The following is a 19066-nucleotide window of genomic DNA, read 5'->3' as shown; positions in this document are numbered from 1 at the left end:
AATTATCAAGTGAAAGTTACTGAGCTTCCTGGTAGATCGCGGTCAGATCGGTCAGGAACTGAGCGATACGAGCGTCGATGTCCAGGCCCGGGTTGCTGCGCAGGTCACTACCAAACTGCAGGAACGCGTCGTGCGACTTGGCAATGTTGGGCAGCACCAACTCGTGGCCGGGCACTTCCAGGTACGGGATCATACGCAGGAAGACGTCCCAATCCACTACGTTGGGGGCAAAGTTGGCAGCCTGACCTTCAAAGAAGGCAGCTTGCTGAGAGGTGCGGGCCGGCAAACCACCATAGATGGCGTACAGGTCAGCGGAACCTTCACCCAGCATGTAGGAGTAGACCTCGAAGGCCTCTTCCGGATACTGAGTGGTGTTCATGATGGCGAAGGTGTCGCCATGCATCTTGGCGGTGGTCACACCGTTGTAGGAGGGAACCACAGCCACGTCCCAGCTGGGCACGGAAGCCTTGTCGATACAGCAGGTGTACCACAAGTGGGTCAGACCCATGGCAACCTTGCCGGAGCTGAAGGAGTTACCGCTGATCAGGTCGCTGTCCATCGCGGCCTGAGTGGGTAGGAAGGGCTGAGCGCCCCACATGGCATCGTAGTACCACTTGATGGCGTCAACCTGGCCAGCCGAGAGCTCGGCGGTGCCATCCGCAGCCACAGGGTAGTGCGGCTCAAAGTAGGCGCTGAACCAGCGCGGGCTGTCCTTGGTCCACTGGAAGTCAAAGCCGTACTGAACGATGTTGCTGCTGTCAAAGTCAGCGCTGGTGGCATCGTTGCCGTTGGCGTCCACCGTCAGGCGGCGGGCGACTTCGGCCAGGGTGTCAAAGTTCCACTCCACCTCAGCGCCATCCAGCACGTAGGGTTCACCCACTTCGTGCGGAGGATAGGCCAGGCCAGCTTCGTCGAACAGGGCAGTGTTGTAGAACACCGCAGACGGGAAGATGGCGAAAGGCAGACCGATCAACTCACCCTGGTCCTTGTAGAACTCCAGGAAGGCCGGGTCAATGTCGCTGGTGTCGTAGTCGAACTGGTCAACCAGGGGCTGCAGGTCCAGGAAGGCGCCGGGGAAGAAACCACGGCCTTCGGTGCCGACGGGGCCAACGATGTCGGGCGCGTTACCGGCCGCGATCTGAGCGGTCAGGTTGTCACGCGCGAACTGGTTGTCCACGACGATCATGATGAGCTGGATGTGATCCTGGGAGTCGTTGAACTTCTCCACAAACTCACGCTGCAGCGGGATCTGCTGCGGCTGGGCGCCAGCGCCCAGGCCGATGTACCAGTAGATCTGAACGCGGTCAGCCTGAGCCGTATCCGGCTCAACCATCACGCCGCCGTCGTCCTCAGCCTCTGTGTCGGCCGGGGCCGCGGTGGGGGCAGCGCCGCCACCACAGGCTGCCAGTACGAACGAGGCTACCATCAGCAGCGACAGCAAAGTAAGCAAATGCTTCTTCATGTACACTTCTCCTCTTGAAAGTTTAATAAACAACTGCATTAACGGATCTAGAACTTCCGCTGTATAGGGCAACCACCTCCTTTATTTTGAAAGTTGGTTTCACAGAGTAGGAAAGAAAAAGAATCGGCTTTTTCATTTTGCTAAGCCGATTCCCGGATAATCAAGTCTGAGGCGAAGATCTCGTTGGTCACGTCATTGGGCTGCTGCTCAATGACGTTCACCAGCATGTCCACGGCCCGGCGGCCAAGCTCGCCAATGGGCTGGGCAACGGTGGTGAGGGCCGGCTTATAGCTGGCGGCAAACGGCGCATCGTCGAAGCCCACCACGCCTACGTCCTCCGGCACGCGCACGCCCTGCTCACGCAAGAAGCGGATGGCACCGACGGCCATGGCGTCGTTGGTGGCAAACACTGCGTCCGGCTTGTGCGGGAAGATCTTGGCCATGGCGGCGTAACCACCCTCTTCGACAAAGCCGCCTTCGGCGATCAGGTTGTTGTCCACAGTGAAGCCGGCCTTGGCCAAGGTAGTGCGGTAGCCATCCAAACGCTCGCGGCTCACCATCGTGTCTGCCACGCCGGTGATGGTAGCGATGCGCTTGCGCCCGGTTTGGAGCAGGTAGTTGACCGCCATCTGGGCGCACTTCTCGTTATCGATATCGACAAAGTTGACCGGCAGGTCGCGGTAGCGGCCGATAAGCACAAAGGGAATCTGTGAGCGGTGGAGCGCGGCCACAATGGGGTCTTGATCCTTCAGAGACGAAACAATGACCCCGTCAAGGAGGTCATTGCTAAGAATCTGGGTAATACTCCTGCGCTCGTACTCCGGCTCCCCCAGCCAAAACATCACGGAACGATTGACTTGATTACAACGATTGGTAACGCTTTGGATGAGGATAGGGAAGAAAGGCTCTACAAACAGGCGGGAGACGCCAATGGGGATGACCAGACCGATCACGCCGGTGCGTCCACCCGCCAGCTTGCGGGCTGCACGATTGGGCACGTAGTTGTTGGAATTAACCACATCAAGCACACGCTCACGCGTCTGCTCATTTACGTTAGGGTCATTGTTGATGACCCTGGAAACCGTCGAGCGGGATACTCCTGCTTTTTTGGCGATTTCTTCGATCGTGCTCAAATCCGCAACTTTCTGAGAGCGTTCCCAACTTTGCAAGGAAAAATTACAGGGAAACAACTCTCGATTTCGTCAGATATTGGGAGCGTTCCCATTCTAAAGCGATTTTTGCAGGGCTGTCAATACTAGGATTCGGGCTTGACATTAGGGATAAACTGCTTTTATAATTAGGTATTCCTAAATTACGGAGAGAATGTGAAAACCAAAGCTCTAATCGTGTTCGCGTTGAGCCTGGCGCTTAGCGCGTGCTCCACCCCCGCACCCACCAGCGACAAGTTGCAAGTAGTTACCACCATCGGCCAGATCGGCGACGCCGCCATGAACATTGGCGGCGACCTGATTGATGTGCATCCACTGATGGGTCCAGGCGTGGATCCCCACTTGTATGTAGCTTCTGAAGGCGATGTGACTACCCTGCAAAATGCAGATGTGATCCTATACAACGGCCTATACCTTGAAGCCCAGATGGTAAGCATCATGGAACAGATCAGCGAATACAAGACGGTTGTGGCCGTCGCCGAAAGCATCCCTGCTGAACGCTTGCTCGCCTCCCCCATTTATCCGGACGAGCATGACCCGCACGTATGGTTTGATGTACAGCTCTGGCGGATCGTGGTGGAACAGGTGCGCGATACCTTGATGGCGGCTGACCCGGCCAACGCGGCCGCCTTCGAGGCGAACGCGGTTGCCTACCTGGCGGAACTTGATGAGCTGGACGCTTATGTCAAACAACAGGCGGAGCGCCTGCCGGTTGAGCAGCGCATCCTTATTACTGCCCATGATGCCTTCAATTACTTTGGCCGCGCGTATGAATTTGAAGTGATGGGGCTGCAAGGCATCAGCACGCAATCTGAAGCCAGCACCTCAGACGTGCAAGACCTGGCGACAGCAATCGTAGACCGCCAGGTGCCGGCCGTGTTCATCGAATCCTCGGTGCCTGTGCGCACCGTGGAAGCGTTGCAGGAAGCCGTGCGCGCCCGTGGGCACGAGGTCGCGATTGGCGGCCAGCTGTTCTCTGATGCGATGGGTTCGCCCGATACGCCGGAGGGTACCTACATCGGGATGGTGCGCCATAATATTGAAACAATCGTCGGCGCTTTGCTGGGCGAGAACTGAGGCAGCCATGCAGAACCAAGAACTTGCCGTTCAAGTAGCTGACCTGACGGTTGCATACCAGGAGAAACCCGTCTTGTGGGACGTGGACCTGGAAGTGCCCAAGGGCGTGCTGATGGCCATCGTTGGCCCGAACGGCGCCGGCAAGACCACGATGCTGAAAGCGATCCTGGGCTTGCTGACGCCCGCCGCGGGGCATGTCTCGATCTTTGGCAAGCCATACCAGCAGCAACGCGGCCTGGTGGGCTATGTGCCCCAGCGCGGCAGCGTGGATTGGGATTTCCCCACCAGCGTGCTGGACGTTGTGATGATGGGCAACTATGGCAAGCTGGGCTGGCTGCGCCGGCCGGGCGCAGCTGACCGCCAGGCCGCCCGCAGTGCGCTGGAGAAAGTGGGCATGGCGGACTATGCCGACCGCCAGATCAGCCAGCTCTCCGGTGGCCAACAGCAGCGCACCTTCCTGGCGCGGGCGTTGATGCAGGATGCGCAAGTCTATTTCATGGATGAACCCTTCCAGGGCGTTGACGCCACGACCGAGCGCGCCATTGTGGATCTGCTGAAAGATCTGCGCGCCGAGGGCAAGACCGTACTGGCGGTGCATCATGACCTGCAAACCGTGCCCGAATACTTTGACTGGGTGATGCTGCTGAACGTACGCCGCATCGCCAGCGGCCCGGTCAACGAAGTCTTCACTGACGAAAACCTGCGCAGCGCCTACGGAGGCCGGGTGGGCTTCCTCAACAAACGGCAAGACCATGAACCTGCTTGAGCTGCTCCACAGTCTGCTGTTCGACCACACCGTGCGCACCGTAGCATTGGGCACAGCCACCCTGGGCGTGGTGAGCGGCGTACTGGGCAGCTTTGCCGTGCTGCGGAAGCAAAGCCTGCTGGGTGATGCGCTTTCGCATGCCGCACTGCCCGGCGTGGCGATCGCCTATATGCTGACCCAAAGCAAATCGCCTATCGTGTTGATGCTGGGTGCGGGTGTGGCGGGGATTCTGGCGATCCTCTTGTTGATCAATATCACCCGCCAGACGCGCCTAAAAGAAGACAGCGTGCTGGGGATTGTGCTTTCGGTATTCTTTGGCTTCGGCCTGCTGCTGCTCACCTTTCTGCAGCGCAACCCGGATGCACGCCAGGCCGGTTTGAACACTTTCCTGTTCGGACAGGCGGCCACACTGCTGACTCGGGATGTCTTGACCATGGCGGTCTTTGGCGGCCTGGCCGTGCTGCTGGTAGCTGTTTTCTGGAAGGAATTCAAGCTATTGAGCTTTGACCGCGAATTTGGCGCCAGCCTGGGCCTGCCGATGGCACGCATTGATATCCTGCTAACCACCCTGCTGGTGGTGGCGGTGGTGATCGGCCTGCAGGCGGTGGGCGTGGTGCTGATGAGCGCCATGCTGGTGGCACCGGGCGCGGCCGCGCGCCAGTGGACCGATCACTTGGGCCGCATGACCCTGCTCTCGGCGCTGTTTGGGGCGTTGGCCGGTGTGGCCGGCGCCCTGCTGAGCAGCCTGGGCACCGGGCTCTCCACCGGGCCGGTGATCGTGCTATGCATCAGCATCATCGTGCTTTTCTCGCTCTTTCTAGCGCCCAATCGTGGATTGTTGTGGAATTACCTACGGCAATGGAGCAACCGCAGCCGGCTGCGCACCGAAGCTGTACTGGAGAACATTTACTTGATGAGCTCCCAACACGCTGACCCGCGCCACCCGCATGCGGTCACCGCGCTGGAAGCAGTCAGCGGCGCCGGCAACGTTCGCCGCTCGTTGGAGGAACTGCAGCGCCGTGGGCTGGCGACCCCTCACAGCGACAACAAGTGGGCTCTAACCATGGAGGGTGTGCGCGCTGCGGAAACGCACCTTCAGCCCGCCAACAAGGACAAAAAATGAGCAGCGCACAAATTGAAATTCAATTGATCGGCATTGTGGTGGCCGCGGCCTGCGCCCTGCCGGGCGTGTTCCTGGTGCTGCGCGGGATGGCCATGATGAGCGATGCGATCAGCCACACGGTTCTGCTGGGGATCGTGCTTGGCTTTCTGGTCACCGGAGACCTGGAGTCACCCTGGTTAATGTTTGGTGCAGCGGCGATGGGCCTGCTCACCGTGAGCCTTACAGAGTTGCTGAACCGCACGCGGCTGGTCAAACAAGATGCGGCGATCGGCCTGGTGTTCCCTGCCCTGTTCAGCATCGCCGTCATTCTCATCTCGCGTTTTGCACGCGGCGTCCATCTGGATACGGATGCTGTCCTCCTCGGCGAACTGGCCTTTGCTCCGTTCGACCGGCTAATGCTGCTTGGGGCGTTGCTACCGCGCTCTCTGGTGGTCATGAGCATCATCGCCATCGTCAACCTGGTCTGCCTTCTGGCCTTCTATAAGGAGCTGAAGCTGGCAACCTTTGACGCCGGATTGGCTGCGGCTCTGGGTTTCTCGCCTGCGCTTATTCATTATGGGCTGATGGGTCTGGTGTCCATCACAGCTGTGGGCGCATTTGACGCGGTAGGCTCGATTCTGGTGGTGGCCTTCATGGTGGCCCCTGCCGCGGCCGGCTACCTGCTGACCGACAAGCTGGAGCGTATGCTTCTCTATAGCGTGGGCTTGGGCGCATTGGGGGCAGTCGGGGGCTATTGGATGGCACACCTGATGGATGCCAACATTGCAGGCTCCATGGCGACGGTGATTGGCCTGCTGTTTCTGTTGTGCCTGCTGTTTGCGCCGCAGCGCGGCCTGTTGGCCGTGAGCGCTCGACAAAGACGCCAACGCTGGGAATTTGCGCAGACCATGCTGACCATTCACCTGCTCCACCACGAAGGCACGCCGGAAGCCGAAGTGGAGAACCGCGTGGACCACTTGCACGACCATTTGCGCTGGGAGCCAGCATTTGCTCAGGGCGTGGTGCAGCGGGCAGATGAGCGCGGGCTGGTGCGGCTGGAGAATGGCGGTCTGTATCTTACAGACGCAGGCCGCGGGCTTGCGACTACGATGCTGGCAGACAAGCGCTAGACAACAAAAGCCTGCACATCAGTGCAGGCTTTTGTTTATGTACGGTGGAGTTGCGTTACTCGGCGCAGCCGAGTAGAAACTCCTAGGAGTGGCGGCGCCAGCCGCCACGTATGCCCCCACGGGGAGTCGAACCCCGGTTTTGGCCTTGAGAGGGCCACGTCCTAGGCCACTAGACGATGAGGGCTTGCGGCGCAAAAGCAGCGCCGCGTTGGAGTTGCTACTCGGCTGGCGCCGAGTCACGCAACATCCATTGCCGGCGAGTATTACGCCGCTCGCGTTGGGCTTACTACTCGGCTACCGCCGAGTGACGCAAGACCCATATGAAAGGATTTTACCAGTATTTGAATACAGATGACTAACCCTTCCGTGTCCAAGGGATGAAGGCCGGAGTGCGCTTCATGTAGGCGGCGTAACCCGGCTTGCGTTTGGCAAGGGCGCGGTCAAGCATGTCTACGCCGGAGACGTAGCGCAGAAGCAAGGTCATCACGATCGGGCTGAAGACCGTCCACCAGGCGAAGCCACTGGCGACAGCCAGCAGCCAGAAGGCCCACCACTGAACGGCATCGCCAAAGTAGTTGGGATGACGAGTAAGTGCCCAGAGGCCCTCATCGAGCACTTTGCCTTTATTGGCGGGGTTGGCTTTGAAGCGCACCAGCTGCCAGTCGCCCGCAGCTTCAAAGTAAAAGCCGGCCAGCCAAAGAGCGGCGGCCAGGGCATCGAGCCAGCCGAGGGGACGGCTGCCGAGCACAGCGGCCAGCAGCGGAGCGCTGATGGCCCACAGCAGGATGCCCTGCAACAGGAAGACTTTGAAGAAACTACGCCACCACCAGCTGGCGCCGGCTTCACGACGCCATTCGGCGTAGCGGAAGTCTTCGCCTTTGCCGTGGTTGCGGCGGGCGATGTGGATGGCGAGGCGGAAGCCCCAGATGGTGACGAGTGCCAGCAGCAGCCAGTGACGGGCCGGGGTGCCGGCGCCTTCGCTGAGGCTGGCGTACAGCCAGGCTAGAGTGACAAAGCCAGTGCCCCAGAACATATCCACTATGCTGGAATCCTTGATGGGCAGGCTGAGTAGCCACCAAAGGATGCCCATTAGCAGGGTAGCAAGTGCCCCGTAAAGTAGCAGTGTTGTAAATTCCATTTTTTAGTCCTTTGTTATCAATGCAAAACCAGCCGCACCCGGGCCTACATGGGCCCCAATGACTGGCGTGATGCTGATAGGCTGTGGATCAATCTCGGAGACATAAGGTAAGAGGGCAGTACGCAGCTTGTTCGCTCGTTCAGGCGCATTGCTGTGCAACAATACCAAGCGTTCGATCTGCCCGCGCTCGGTCACCATTGATAGCAAACGTGCTTCCGCTTTGCTCGTGGTGCGTACGCGCTCTGAGCCAGGTACTCCGCCACGCATGGTCAGAATAGGCTTGATCTGCAATACACTGCCCAAACCTGCCATCACGCCATTCATACGCCCGCCCCGCCGCAGGAATTCCAGTGTGTGCAGTGCTGCAGCCACGAAAGTACGGCGCTCCAGCGAATCCAATGCCGACGAAATTTCCTCAACGGTTTTACCCTGCGCGGCCAATTTAGCAGCCAGCTCCACCTGGAACCCGGTTCCCATACTGAGTTGGCGCGAATCGCGCACCAGCACGGGAACCGCAGAGAACTCGCTGGCGGCGGACCGGGCAGAGTCGAGCACTGCGCTGAGCGCTTGCGAGATGTGAATACTGATGATTGCTTCTACTCCTTTTGCGGCCAGGGCTTGGTAAGCCTGCACAAATGCCGCAGTGCCGGGAGTGCCCGTGGTGGGGTGCGAAGCATATGAGGGCAGGTTGGCGTAGAACTCTTCGCGGCTTATGTCAACGCCATCCTTGAAGCCTGTGTCGCCGATGTTTATGAACAACGGCACCACCGTTACGCCCAGTTGCTTTATCTGCTCGTCTGGCAGATCACAGGTTGAATCAGTAACAATGCCCACTTTCATTTTTCTTGCTCCCGTTCATTACGTTTAATTGTTCGGTTTTTCATTGTGCACCCTTTGTTTCAAGATGTTGGCTCACTACTGATTTGAGGTCCTCAAAGAATATTGGGAACTGCGGCTGAAGATGGCGCCTAGCCATGTTTATGAAGCCATCCAGATACTGCCGCAGCGCTGCTGCTGGAACGCCAGCTTTATCCAACAAGCTGGCGGCCCAGCTGAGCTCATTTGAAAGAAAATTGAGATCGCCAAGAGCGACAGCCGCCTTTAGATTATTGTGCCAATAGTTGTTGATACGATCCATATTCACTTTAGGGAATTCAAACTCCATTTGGTTAGCGACCTTAGCGATCTCACGCTGGAGTTGGCGCAGATCACGCTGTACGTACTTATTGCGGCCCGCGCGAGGGGGCGGCGAATAAGGGAGAGCAAGATTGCGCTCCAAGACAAGCGCGGCACCGTGCAACTGGTTGCCAAGGTGGACGCCGGCAATCTGACCCGCAATGGCGGGGAGCTGATCGAACGGGCGGCCGCCGTAGTACACGCGCACACCCAGCGGGGCCAGGCGGGCTGCCGCCTGCTGCAGCCCGGCGGCGGTGGCCAGACTGGAAGCAGTGAGCACCACCGCGGCGGGCAGTGTGCGTTGGGCAGCGCTGTCTAGCTGCTCGACCGGGACGTTTGCACCGAGATATGCGACTGGAAAGCCCAGCTGGCGCAGTTCCCAGGCGATGTAGAGCGCGGGGTAGCTATGCTCTTCATCAGGCGCGCAGGCCACCAGTACTTTCTCGGGACGGGTGGGAGGGGGGCAGCTATCAAGCAGGACATACATATGACGCAACACCAGTGCAGTGGCAAAGTGCTCTTGCTGCACGGTAAGCTGGTTGGCGTGCCAGGCCTCGCCGAGCTCGGCGAGGCCGCGCTGGAAGAGGCCTGCGCAAGCATCGGGGGCGGGATAAGTGGCGAAGGCGGCCTGGGCGATGTGCTCAGCGGCAGGCTCGTCATAGGATTCGACGGCGCGCACCCAAGCAGCGCGCAGCTGGGCGAGGGATTGGGTGGCGGGCTGGCCAGGCTGCAAGTTGTGCAGCTGGGCCTGGCGCTGGCGCCAGAGGGCGATGGCCTGCGAGATGGTGACGCCTTTGGCAACTTCCGCCTTTAGCCAGCGCAGCGCCTCAATATCCCTGAGGGAAAAGAGGCGATGACCGCCAGCGGTGCGCTGGGGGGTGGGAAAACCGTAGCGGCGCTGCCAGGCGCGAACGGTATCGGCCGGGAGGCCGGTTTGCTCCACTACATGACCCATGTTGAATCGGGACCAGGTGTTCTCTTCCATTGCCCAGTGATGATATCCAGCAGAGCCCTGTTTGTCAATGTTTTGCACGGTTTTTTGGTACTACGCACTTGTGAAAAGTTTAGGGCAGCTCCATCGGCTATAATCGAAAGAAACCGCCCTTTTGGAGGCTGCTGGATGTACGATCGCGACAAGATTGAGAAGATCCGCGAAGAAAAAGAGAAATGGGAAGAAGTCACCCTGCAGCAAGGCAGCAGCCGTTTACCCGAACGCAAAAAGCAATTCATCACCACCTCATCAGAGCCAATTAATCGCATATACACCCCGTTGGATGTAGCTCATTTGGACTACACCAAGGACCTGGGCCTGCCGGGCGAGTATCCGTTCACGCGGGGGGTGCACCCCACCCTGTACCGCAGCAAACTGTGGACGATGCGCATGTTCGCCGGGTTCGGCTCGGCGGAGGAGACCAACAAGCGCTTCAAGTACCTGCTGGAACAGGGGCAGACCGGCCTCTCCACGGCGTTTGACCTGGCGACGCTGATGGGCTACGACACCGACCAACCGGAGGCCGAGGGCGAGTTCGGCGTGTGCGGTGTGGCGGTGTCCTCTCTGAAGGATATGGAGATCCTGTTCGACGGGATCCCGCTCGACAAGGTCTCGACCAGCATGACGATCAATTCGCCGGCCTCGATCATTTGGGCGATGTACATCGCGGCGGCCGAGAAACAGAGCGTACGCCCGGATCAACTGCGCGGTACGCTGCAGAACGACATTTTGAAAGAATATATTGCGCAGAAGGAGTACATCTTTCCGCCCGAGCCTTCGATGCGCTTGGTGACGGACACGGTGGAGTATGCGGCGCAGCATTTGCCGCAATGGAACCCGATCAGCATCTCGGGCTATCACATCCGCGAGGCGGGCAGCACGGCGGCGCAGGAGCTGGCCTTCACGCTGGCCGATGGCCTCGAATACGTGCGCTGGGGGATCGCCCGCGGGCTGGATATTGACGAGTTTGCGCCGCGGCTGAGCTTCTTTTTCAATGCGCACAATGACTTCTTCGAAGAGATCGCCAAGTACCGCGCCGCCCGCCGCATTTGGGCGCGCGAGATGCGAGAGACCTTTGGCGCCAAGAACCCACGCAGCTGGCTGATGCGCTTCCACACCCAGACGGCGGGCGTCTCGCTGACGGCACAGCAACCGGAGAACAACGTGGTGCGCGTGGCGATCCAGGCGTTGGCTGCCGTGCTGGGCGGGACGCAAAGCCTGCACACGAACAGCATGGACGAGGCGCTGGCGCTGCCGAGTGAGCACGCGGTGAAGGTGGCGCTGCGCACGCAACAGATCATTGCCGAGGAGAGCGGGGTGACCAATACGGTGGACCCGCTGGGCGGCAGCTTCTTTGTAGAGGCGATGACCGACCGGATGGAGAAGGCGGCGCTGGACTACTTCCGCCAGATAGAGGACCTGGGCGGAGTGTTGCCGGCGATCGAGCGCGGCTTCTTCCAGAGCGAGATCGCCGAAGCGGCCTACCAGTACCAGCGCGAGATCGATTCCAACGAACGCCTGATCGTGGGCGTGAACGCCTACAGCGACGAGGCCGGCTATAACATCCCAATCCTGGAGATGGACCCGGAGGGCGAGCGACGCCAGGTGGCGCGCCTGCAGACGCTGCGCAAGGAGCGCGATGCGGGGGCGCTGGGCCAGGCGCTGGACCGGCTGCGGATCGCCTGCCAGGGGACGGAGAACACCATGCCATACCTGCTGGATGCTGTGCGGTCGTATGCGACGCTGGGTGAGATCATGTCGCTGATGAAGGTGGAGTTCGGAGTGTACGAGGAATCGACTGAAATTTAGCGTGCCGGAGGTACGCTCTGGAGTTTGCAAACGTCGGCGTTTGCCACTCGGCTAAGGTCGGGTGACGAAACTCCGCGCGGTAGTACAACTAAGCATGCCTGAGACCCGCCAATGCGGCTGGCGCCGGGCAACGAAAGTAGAGACGGGCTAAAAGTTTTAACCTGAGTGCAAACTTTTACCCGTAAAGTTTGCACTTTTAACTTCCCGACGAATTGGTTAATACTTGACACTTTCCCCCTACTCTCCGGCTATCAAGCTGTAGTTGTAGTGCGGGGTGAGCGGGTCACTACAACTTGACATGATTTCCAGCTAAGCCTTAGATGTACAGGACCTTAATCGATTTGGGTGGCAAGCAGGGATTTTGGTGGCAGGTGTCAATGTTTTGCTCACTTATCTAATAACACTGGCTCAGATGCGCCTTGATTCGGCAGGTGAAGTCGCTGAGAGCAGCCCCGCCAACTACCCTTTCAACAAGCTCACCCAGGGCAGTTTGCCCGCCAACTTGTTGAAGAGCCGCTTGTCTGCCGTCAACATATCTTGGTTAAGTTTGTAGCCTAACGCCAGATAGGTTGCATCGTAGACGCTGCAACCTACATGGCGGGCGAGTTCCAGACTGTCGCCCCACTCCGGCGCGTGCAGCTCAATGCCCAACCCATCGACAGCCTGCAAGATTTCGGCGGCCTGCAAGTTGCTGATACGGCCGCGGCGTTCGGCCTGCCAGACCGCATTGTTCATCTCATAAATCAGCAGCATGGGAGCCTGCAGGCGTCGGCGGCCGGCAGCGTGCTCGCGCAAGAGGCCTTGGACGGCTCCCTGCGCCTCGTCGGGGAAGAAGGCGCACAGGAGCGCGGAAGCGTCGATGATCACGAGCGGTCTTCTAATTCGTCACGCGATGCCTCGTATAGCTCGCTGGCAGTCAAGCCACTTTCGCGTAGGGAGTGTGAGAGTCGCTCCACTTGGCCGTAGGCCTCGAATTGGCGCAGGCGCTCGTATTCCTCGGGCGCTAGCAGCACGCCCACAGGCTTGCCGTGGCTGGTAAGAGTGATGGCACCCTTGCGTATCTTCTTCAGCAACGCAGAAAGGCGGTTGTGCGCCTCGGCAATGGAGATTGTTTTCATTGTCCTCCAAAAATGTCTATATATATAGACATTATATCAGAGGTACTCAGATTAGTACCCAACCAAAGGCGCAGCGGTTCCCCGCTGCGCTTTTGGTTGGGTACTGGAAACTGGCAACTACTTGCTGAGATCGCCGACGACATCCAGCAGGGTTTTGAGGACCAGCTCGCTAGATTGGGCGCGGTGGGGTGTGGGGGCCATGGCGCTGTCGGCGACGAGGGCCTTGATGAGGGCCTCGCCGGTGCTGGCGCCTGAGTTCTTGGCGTTCATGTAAGCGATGCCGGCGTTGAGCAGGTCGGCGGCGGTGATCTCGTCAGTGTCGGAGGATTGCTGGCCGCCGGCGAGCTGGGTCAGGATGGAGCCTAATGGACTACTAGGAGCCGGTTGGGCCGCGGGCTTCTGGCCGCCGCCCATGAGCAACTGGATGAGCTGAAGGATGTTGCCAGCGTTGATCTCGCTGCCTTTGAACTGGCTGGCGGCCTGCTGCAGGCCCTTGGCGTACAGCTGGGCGGAGCCGCTGTTCTGCTGCGAGAGCAGCTGGGCGGCGTAGTCAAGCTGGGTGGCCTGCGGGCTGCCCTGCTTCTGCTGGATGGCCTGGCTAATAAGCTTAAAGGCCTGGACCATGTTGTCGCCATGGTCGTGGTTTTGGGTGTCAGCTTTGTTGAGCTGGGTTTGCTGCTGGGCAAGGGCTTTGGCCACCTGCGAGAACAGCGGGCCGAGATTGATCTGTTGATTGGACATTGCGTACGTTTCCTTCCACTAAAGTGTGCGAATGGTAACGCAGGGTAGAAGAGATTACAAGAAGTGGTGCTGGTTGGGATTGAGTTGCGAAGGTCTTTTAAGCGACTTGGGGATTGCTTCGTCAGCCAAGAAATCGCATGAACATGCGATTTCTTGGCACTCCTCGCAATGACAGCCAGCGTGGGGTTCGCTGCTTTTGCGCACTCCCGCCTTCTAACCAGGCTTGCGCTTTGCGCAAGCCTGGTTAGAAGGCAAGCATCTTGGCCATCTCGTAGTAGTCGAGGTTGGCTTCGCGCTGTTTGGTGGTGACGTCTGCCAGGGGGACAGGCTCGACTTCGCGGCCGCGCAGACCCATCATGACGTCGGTCTGGCCGGCGAGCAGGGCGTCGACGGCTTTGACGCCCATGCGGCTGGCGAGCAGGCGGTCGAAGGCGCTGGGCCGCCCGCCACGCTGGATATGGCCGAGGATGGTGATACGGGTGCTAAAGCCAACATCCATCTTGTCGAGCGCGCTGGCGAGCTCGGTGGTGAGGATGTTGGCGCCTTCGGAGACGATCACGATGGAGTGGGTCTTGCCACGCTTGTAGGCATCCTCAACTTTGGCAGCCACTTCTTCGATCGTGACAGGCGCTTCGGGGATGAGTACGACTTCAGCGCCGCCAATCACCCCGGCCATGACGGCAAGGTAACCGCAGTTGCGGCCCATGGTTTCGATGAGGAAGGCGCGGCGGTGCGATGATGCGGTGTCGCGCAGTTTATCTATAGCATCGCAGATGGTGTTGAGGGCGGTATCCACGCCGATGGACATGTTGGTGCCCCACAGATCGTTATCAATGCTGCCAGGGACGCCAACCACCGGCAGCCCGCGGGCCGCCAGGGCCCTGGCCCCGCGCATGGAACCGTCGCCGCCGATGACGACGAGGGCATCAACGCCGTGCTGCTCAAGATGCTGCATGGCCTTGAGTTGGCCGGCTTCAGTGCGAAACTCTTCGCTGCGGGCGGTACCGAGGATGGTACCGCCTCGCTGAATGATGCCGCCGACCTCGCGGGCATCCAGCGGAGCCATATCGCCGCGCAGCATACCCTCATAGCCGTCGCGAATACCGATGACGTCTATGCCGTTGAAGAGCGCGCAGCGGGCTACGGCGCGGATGCAGGTGTTCATGCCGGGGGCGTCGCCGCCAGAGGTGAGGACTGCGATACGTTTGATGGTAGACATAGGTGCACCAGTTGGATTTTATCAGTGAGTCGGTCGAGCTTGGAGATTGCTTCGTGCGCAGGCTTTGCCTGCGCCTCGCAATGACAAGTTTGGGGACTAGTGTATTTTCAAGTCTTCGACGCGGACGTTGTTGGGGCCGAGCAGACTTTCCAGTCGGGCAACCAACTCATCGTTGAGGTCGGTGGTTTCGTTGGGGAATTCGATGAGGTAGCTGCTGCGCCCCTCGAAGACATAGAAATTGAAGCGGTCGTTACCGGGATAGCTGATGATGGCGCCATGGACGCGGCGGATGTGCAAGATGTCGCGCATTTTGTCGCCCAGGCTACGCAGGTATATGGTAGCGATGCGCGGCCGGCGCTCCTGGCCAGGCTTGGCTGGCGCGGCGGGCTGCGCCTGCGGGGTAGGTTTTGCCTGTGCGGGCGGAGCCAACGGGGGCACTGGGGCGGGAGCGGGCTTGGTGGCCGCAGGCTGCGGGGGCGCAGCAGACACTGGACTGACGCTGGCGCCAAGTTCGGTGGCGGCGACACTAACGGCTGTGGTATCCGGGGCAATGTCCAGTGGAGGCTCGGGTTCAACCTCGGCGGTGTAGGCAGGCTCGCTGAGGTCCATTTCAATGGTGTGCTCATCGGCGGCTTCGACAGGAACTTTGACCATGGGCGAATGGTCCTGAGCCTGCACATCCCACCAGTCGCCGGCAAAGGTTTCAGGCTCAGCGGGCATATCGGCGGGGCTGGGATCAAAATCAGGCTCGTCTGAGGATGCGTAGGCAGGTTGCGGCCCGGTTGCGGGCGGCTCGGCGATGGCGGGCATAGGTAGCCCGTCTGGTTCAGCGGCGGCGGGCTGGCGGACCGGGACCAAGTTTGCGGGCTGCGCACCGGCAGCAGGTGCGGAGGCGCGGAGCGGCTCGACGATGTTGAAGTTGGTATCGAGCTTATCGGCGAGCACTTTGGGCTCAGCGTTCTCAGCATCGATCTTGCCTTCCACCAGTACGAGATTATCCAACTGCACCAGGCCGGCGAAACGCTTCCAGGTTTCCGGGAAGAGCACCAGCTCGATGAGGCCGAAACCATCATCCAGCGTGACGAAGGCCATGTCTTTGCCGCGCTTGGTCTGGAAGCTGCGGAAAGTTTTGACCTGGCCGGCGACGCGGACGCGTTCCTCATGCTGGGCTTCGCCGAGTTCGGTGGATTTGTGGGTGACCACTTCGGCAATGGTGCTCATCATGTGGCTGAGCGGATGGTCTGATACGTAGAGGCCGATGACCTCACGCTCCCAATTGAGGCGCTCACGGCGAGCAAATTCAGTATCGGCGTGGTTGGCGGACGCCAGGGTGATGGGCTGCTCCATGCCGCTGCCAGCGGCAAACATGCTGAGCTGGCCAGCCTCCTTGGCCGCAAAGTGAGCCGCGCTGGTGGCCACGATCTGGTCAACCGCATCGAGCAGCGAGTGGCGATCACCAAAGGCATCCAGGGCGCCTGCCTTCACCAGGCTCTCCAGCGGGCGTTTGCCGACATGGCGCAGATCTACGCGGTGGGCAAGGTCGCCCAGGTTTTGGAAGGGCTGGGCGCCGCGCCCGACGATGATGGCTTCGATGGCGCCGCGGCCAACGTTCTTGACGGCGCCGAGGCCGAAACGAATGGCGCCGGCAGTGTCTTCGCGGTCCTCGACAGCGAAATCCCACACACTGGAATTCAAGTCAGGCGGCAGGACGTCAATGTTCATGCGCTGGCAATCAGTGATGTAGGCAGCCACTTTGTCGGTGTCGCCTTGGGAGACGGATAGCAAGGCTGTCATGTACTCAACAGCAAAGTGGGTCTTGAGGTAGGCGGTTTGAACGGCGATGAGGCCATAGTCTGCAGCGTGGGCTTTGTTGAAACCGTAGCGGGCAAAGTTTTCCCAATCGGCAAAAATACCCTCGGCGGTTTTTTCGGCAATGCCCTGCTTGACTGCACCTTCAATAAATTTCTTGCGGTGCTTGTGCAGCTTGGATTCGATCTTTTTGGCGATGGCCTTGCGCAGGTCGTCCGCCTCGGAGGGCGTGTAACCGGCCACCTCCATGACGGCGAACATCAATTGTTCCTGGTAGACCGGGATGCCGTAGGTCTCAGCGAAGATGCTCTCAAGTTTGGGATGAGCGTACTTGACCTGCTCTTTGCCGTGCATGCGGGCAATGTAGGTGGGGATGAAATCCATTGGCCCGGGGCGGAAGAGGGCCACCATGGCCACCGCATTGTCGAGCCCTTTGGGTTTCATCGCCACCATCCAGCGGCGCATGCCCGAACCTTCAAACTGGAAGACGCCGGCGGTCTCGCCCCGGCCGAGCAGCTCGAAGGTCTCAGGGTCATCCAGCGGGATGTTGTAGAGATTGAGGTCTACCCCGCGGCGCTCTTTGATGAGGACGCAGGCGCGCTGCATGATGGTTAGGGTGGCGAGGCCGAGGAAATCGACCTTGAGCAGGCCGAGCGACTCCAGCGTCGCCATCTCGAACTGGGTCAGTTTTTTAATGGGCGTGTCTTCGGTGGCGTTGCCGGTTGGCCGATGCAGCGGCACGTATTCGATGATGGGCTTGTCAGCGATCACCACGCCGGCGGCGTGAGTGCCCGCGCCACGGATCACGCCTTCCATCTGAATGGCAGTATTCAGCAACTCTTTTGACTGGGGGTTGCTGTTGTACTCCGTCTTGAGGTCACGGATCTCTTCGAGCGCCTCGGTGATGGTCACGGGTTTGCCGGGGATGTTGGGGATCATCTTGGCGACGCGGTCGACATCGCTGAGGGGCACATTCATCACGCGGCCCACATCGCGCACAGCGGCGCGGGCTTTGAGCTTGTTGAAAGTGATGATGGCGGCCACGCGGTCATCGCCGTAGCGGCGGGCGGCGTATTCCAGCATGCGCGAACGCTTATCGTCCTGGAAGTCCAGGTCAATATCGGGCATGCTGACGCGGTCTACATTTAGGAAGCGCTCAAAGATGAGGCCATGGGCCAACGGGTCTACGAGGGTGATGCCCAGCAAATAGGCAACGATGGAGCCGGCCGCCGAACCGCGGGCGTTGTACCAAATGCCCTGTTCGGCGGCGAACTTGCACAGGTCCCACACGATGAGGAAATAGGCAGCAAATCCCATCTGATTGATGGTGTTAATTTCATGGTCGAGGCGGGTGCGGACATCAGTGTCCTGCTCGCGGCCCGGGTAGAGACGCGGCAGGCCAGCCTCGCAAAGTTCGCGCAGGTAGGTGGCGGGCGTGTGGCCGGTGGGCACATCGAATTCGGGTAGGCGGTAGCCCTGGGTGCTGAGGTCTACGTTGCAGCGCTCAGCAATGAGCAGGGTATTGCTGAGCGCATCGGGAACTTCGGAGAAAAGCTCGGCCATTTCCTGCGGGGTGCGCAGGTAGTACGAGTCGCCGGTCATCTTCATGCGGCGCGAATCATTGAGCAGTGCGCCGGTCTGCACGCAGAGCAGCACATCCTGCAGGCGGGCGTCGCTCTGGTTGACGTAGTGCACATCGTTGGTGGCGACGAAGCGGCTTTGGTAACGCGAGCCGAGCTCCATCAGGGTGCGGTTGACACGCTGCAACTCGGGGATATCGTGATGCTGCATTTCAAGGAAGAAACGATCTGGCCCGAAGACTTCGTAGTACCAATCGAGCTTCTTGCGCGCCTCGGCTAGCTGCTCGTTCTGGATGGCGCGGGGGACCTCAGCGGAGAGACAGCCGGAGGTAGCGATGAGCCCTTCGGAATGGGCGGCGAGGAACTCGCGGTCAATGCGGGGAAAATAATAGAAGCCATCCAGCTGAGAAGCCGAGGCGATCTTGAGCAGGTTTTGGTAGCCGGTGGCGTTTTCGGCCAGCAGCAGCATGTGGAAGGACTTTTTGTCTTCCTCAGGGTCACGATGCTGCATGGTGCGCGAGGCGAGGTAGGTCTCGATGCCGATGAGGGGCTTGATGTCTCGCTCACGGGCGGTGTTGAAGAAGTCAATTACGCCGTAGAGCGCGCCGTGGTCGGTGATGGCCAGGGCGGGCATCTCCAGCTCTTTGGCTCGATCCACCAGTTTGGGAATCTTGCTGAACCCGTCCAGCAGGGAATACTCAGTGTGGACGTGGAGGTGGACGAAGGAAGAGGACATTGGGATTTTTGATTGTTGACTGATGATTTTGATTGATGATTCG

Annotated in this window: 15 protein-coding genes and 1 tRNA gene; 5 read left to right on the top strand and 11 right to left on the bottom strand. The window is 59.8% G+C overall.

The genetic code is table 11. The annotated features are described in order from the left end of the window. Positions 1-16: 16 nt before the first annotated feature. Together KIT08_08130 and KIT08_08125 are read right to left on the bottom strand one after the other, a co-directional pair. On the bottom strand, positions 17-1462 hold the full coding sequence (locus tag KIT08_08130; protein ID UYN89054.1) for an extracellular solute-binding protein: 1446 nt from the start codon (positions 1460-1462) through the stop codon (positions 17-19). Positions 1463-1602: 140 nt separating this feature from the next. Then, on the bottom strand, positions 1603-2595 hold the full coding sequence (locus KIT08_08125) for a LacI family DNA-binding transcriptional regulator (GenBank protein UYN89053.1): 993 nt from the start codon (positions 2593-2595) through the stop codon (positions 1603-1605). A gap of 192 nt (positions 2596-2787) precedes the next feature. On the opposite strand from KIT08_08125, the gene KIT08_08120 reads away from it, so the two are divergent. The 4 genes from KIT08_08120 to KIT08_08105 are packed head-to-tail and all read left to right on the top strand — an operon-like array spanning position 2788 to position 6706. After that, positions 2788-3708, top strand: coding sequence for a zinc ABC transporter substrate-binding protein (locus KIT08_08120; GenBank protein UYN89052.1), 921 nt, complete (start codon positions 2788-2790; stop codon positions 3706-3708). 7 nt (positions 3709-3715) lie between these two features. Further along, the gene (locus tag KIT08_08115) at positions 3716-4474 is read left to right on the top strand and encodes a metal ABC transporter ATP-binding protein (GenBank protein ID UYN89051.1); all 759 of its coding nucleotides are present in this window, start codon (positions 3716-3718) and stop codon (positions 4472-4474) included. Continuing rightward, on the top strand, positions 4461-5597 hold the full coding sequence (locus tag KIT08_08110) for a metal ABC transporter permease (protein UYN89050.1): 1137 nt from the start codon (positions 4461-4463) through the stop codon (positions 5595-5597). Before KIT08_08115 ends, KIT08_08110 begins: the two co-directional genes overlap by 14 nt. After that, positions 5594-6706: a metal ABC transporter permease gene (locus KIT08_08105; protein UYN89049.1), complete on the top strand. Its 1113-nt coding sequence runs from the start codon at positions 5594-5596 to the stop codon at positions 6704-6706. The genes KIT08_08110 and KIT08_08105 overlap by 4 nt, the downstream gene beginning before the upstream one ends. 111 nt (positions 6707-6817) lie before the next feature. On the opposite strand, the gene KIT08_08100 is transcribed toward KIT08_08105, so the two are convergent. The 4 genes from KIT08_08100 to KIT08_08085 form a co-directional block, all read right to left on the bottom strand. After that, positions 6818-6890: transfer RNA gene (locus KIT08_08100), tRNA-Glu, on the bottom strand. Between the two features lie 171 nt (positions 6891-7061). Then, a complete protein-coding gene (locus tag KIT08_08095; GenBank protein ID UYN89048.1) occupies positions 7062-7844 on the bottom strand; it encodes a DUF1295 domain-containing protein in 783 nt (260 codons plus the stop codon). A 3-nt stretch (positions 7845-7847) separates the two neighbouring features. Beyond that, on the bottom strand, positions 7848-8684 hold the full coding sequence (locus tag KIT08_08090) for a DegV family protein (protein ID UYN89047.1): 837 nt from the start codon (positions 8682-8684) through the stop codon (positions 7848-7850). Between the two features lie 40 nt (positions 8685-8724). Further along, complete coding sequence (locus tag KIT08_08085) at positions 8725-10005, bottom strand: MerR family transcriptional regulator (GenBank protein ID UYN89046.1); 1281 nt, start codon at positions 10003-10005, stop codon at positions 8725-8727. Between the two features lie 135 nt (positions 10006-10140). On the opposite strand from KIT08_08085, the gene KIT08_08080 reads away from it, so the two are divergent. Then, on the top strand, positions 10141-11820 hold the full coding sequence (locus KIT08_08080; protein ID UYN89045.1) for a methylmalonyl-CoA mutase family protein: 1680 nt from the start codon (positions 10141-10143) through the stop codon (positions 11818-11820). A 459-nt stretch (positions 11821-12279) separates the two neighbouring features. Here KIT08_08080 and KIT08_08075 read toward each other — a convergent pair whose 3' ends face one another. The 5 genes from KIT08_08075 to KIT08_08055 all read right to left on the bottom strand — a co-directional run bounded on the left by KIT08_08075 (position 12280) and on the right by KIT08_08055 (position 19023). Continuing rightward, positions 12280-12687 (bottom strand): type II toxin-antitoxin system VapC family toxin, encoded by a 408-nt coding sequence (locus KIT08_08075; protein ID UYN89044.1) that lies wholly within the window; start codon positions 12685-12687, stop codon positions 12280-12282. Next, on the bottom strand, positions 12684-12938 hold the full coding sequence (locus tag KIT08_08070; protein ID UYN89043.1) for a type II toxin-antitoxin system Phd/YefM family antitoxin: 255 nt from the start codon (positions 12936-12938) through the stop codon (positions 12684-12686). The genes KIT08_08075 and KIT08_08070 overlap by 4 nt, the downstream gene beginning before the upstream one ends. A gap of 117 nt (positions 12939-13055) precedes the next feature. Then, complete coding sequence (locus KIT08_08065; protein UYN89042.1) at positions 13056-13679, bottom strand: hypothetical protein; 624 nt, start codon at positions 13677-13679, stop codon at positions 13056-13058. Positions 13680-13923: 244 nt separating this feature from the next. Further along, positions 13924-14898, bottom strand: coding sequence for a 6-phosphofructokinase (gene pfkA, locus KIT08_08060; protein UYN89041.1), 975 nt, complete (start codon positions 14896-14898; stop codon positions 13924-13926). Positions 14899-14994: 96 nt separating this feature from the next. Beyond that, a complete protein-coding gene (locus tag KIT08_08055; GenBank protein ID UYN89040.1) occupies positions 14995-19023 on the bottom strand; it encodes a DNA polymerase III subunit alpha in 4029 nt (1342 codons plus the stop codon). Positions 19024-19066 lie beyond the last annotated feature (43 nt).

The organism is Anaerolineales bacterium, from assembly GCA_025808555.1.
GTDB lineage: Bacteria > Chloroflexota > Anaerolineae > Anaerolineales > UBA11579 > JAMCZK01.
The sequence above is the reverse complement of the archived record's forward strand: the minus strand, read 5'-3'. Positions and strand labels throughout refer to the sequence as shown.

Coding starts and splice junctions, on each gene's coding strand:
- KIT08_08130 (UYN89054.1), bottom strand. CDS start 1,462: ATGAAGAAGCATTTGCTTACTTTGCTGTCGCTGCTGATGGTAGCCTCG.
- KIT08_08115 (UYN89051.1), top strand. CDS start 3,716: ATGCAGAACCAAGAACTTGCCGTTCAAGTAGCTGACCTGACGGTTGCA.
- KIT08_08110 (UYN89050.1), top strand. CDS start 4,461: ATGAACCTGCTTGAGCTGCTCCACAGTCTGCTGTTCGACCACACCGTG.
- KIT08_08105 (UYN89049.1), top strand. CDS start 5,594: ATGAGCAGCGCACAAATTGAAATTCAATTGATCGGCATTGTGGTGGCC.
- KIT08_08095 (UYN89048.1), bottom strand. CDS start 7,844: ATGGAATTTACAACACTGCTACTTTACGGGGCACTTGCTACCCTGCTA.
- KIT08_08090 (UYN89047.1), bottom strand. CDS start 8,684: ATGAAAGTGGGCATTGTTACTGATTCAACCTGTGATCTGCCAGACGAG.
- KIT08_08085 (UYN89046.1), bottom strand. CDS start 10,005: ATGGAAGAGAACACCTGGTCCCGATTCAACATGGGTCATGTAGTGGAG.
- KIT08_08080 (UYN89045.1), top strand. CDS start 10,141: ATGTACGATCGCGACAAGATTGAGAAGATCCGCGAAGAAAAAGAGAAA.
- KIT08_08070 (UYN89043.1), bottom strand. CDS start 12,938: ATGAAAACAATCTCCATTGCCGAGGCGCACAACCGCCTTTCTGCGTTG.
- KIT08_08065 (UYN89042.1), bottom strand. CDS start 13,679: ATGTCCAATCAACAGATCAATCTCGGCCCGCTGTTCTCGCAGGTGGCC.
- pfkA (UYN89041.1), bottom strand. CDS start 14,898: ATGTCTACCATCAAACGTATCGCAGTCCTCACCTCTGGCGGCGACGCC.
- KIT08_08055 (UYN89040.1), bottom strand. CDS start 19,023: ATGTCCTCTTCCTTCGTCCACCTCCACGTCCACACTGAGTATTCCCTG.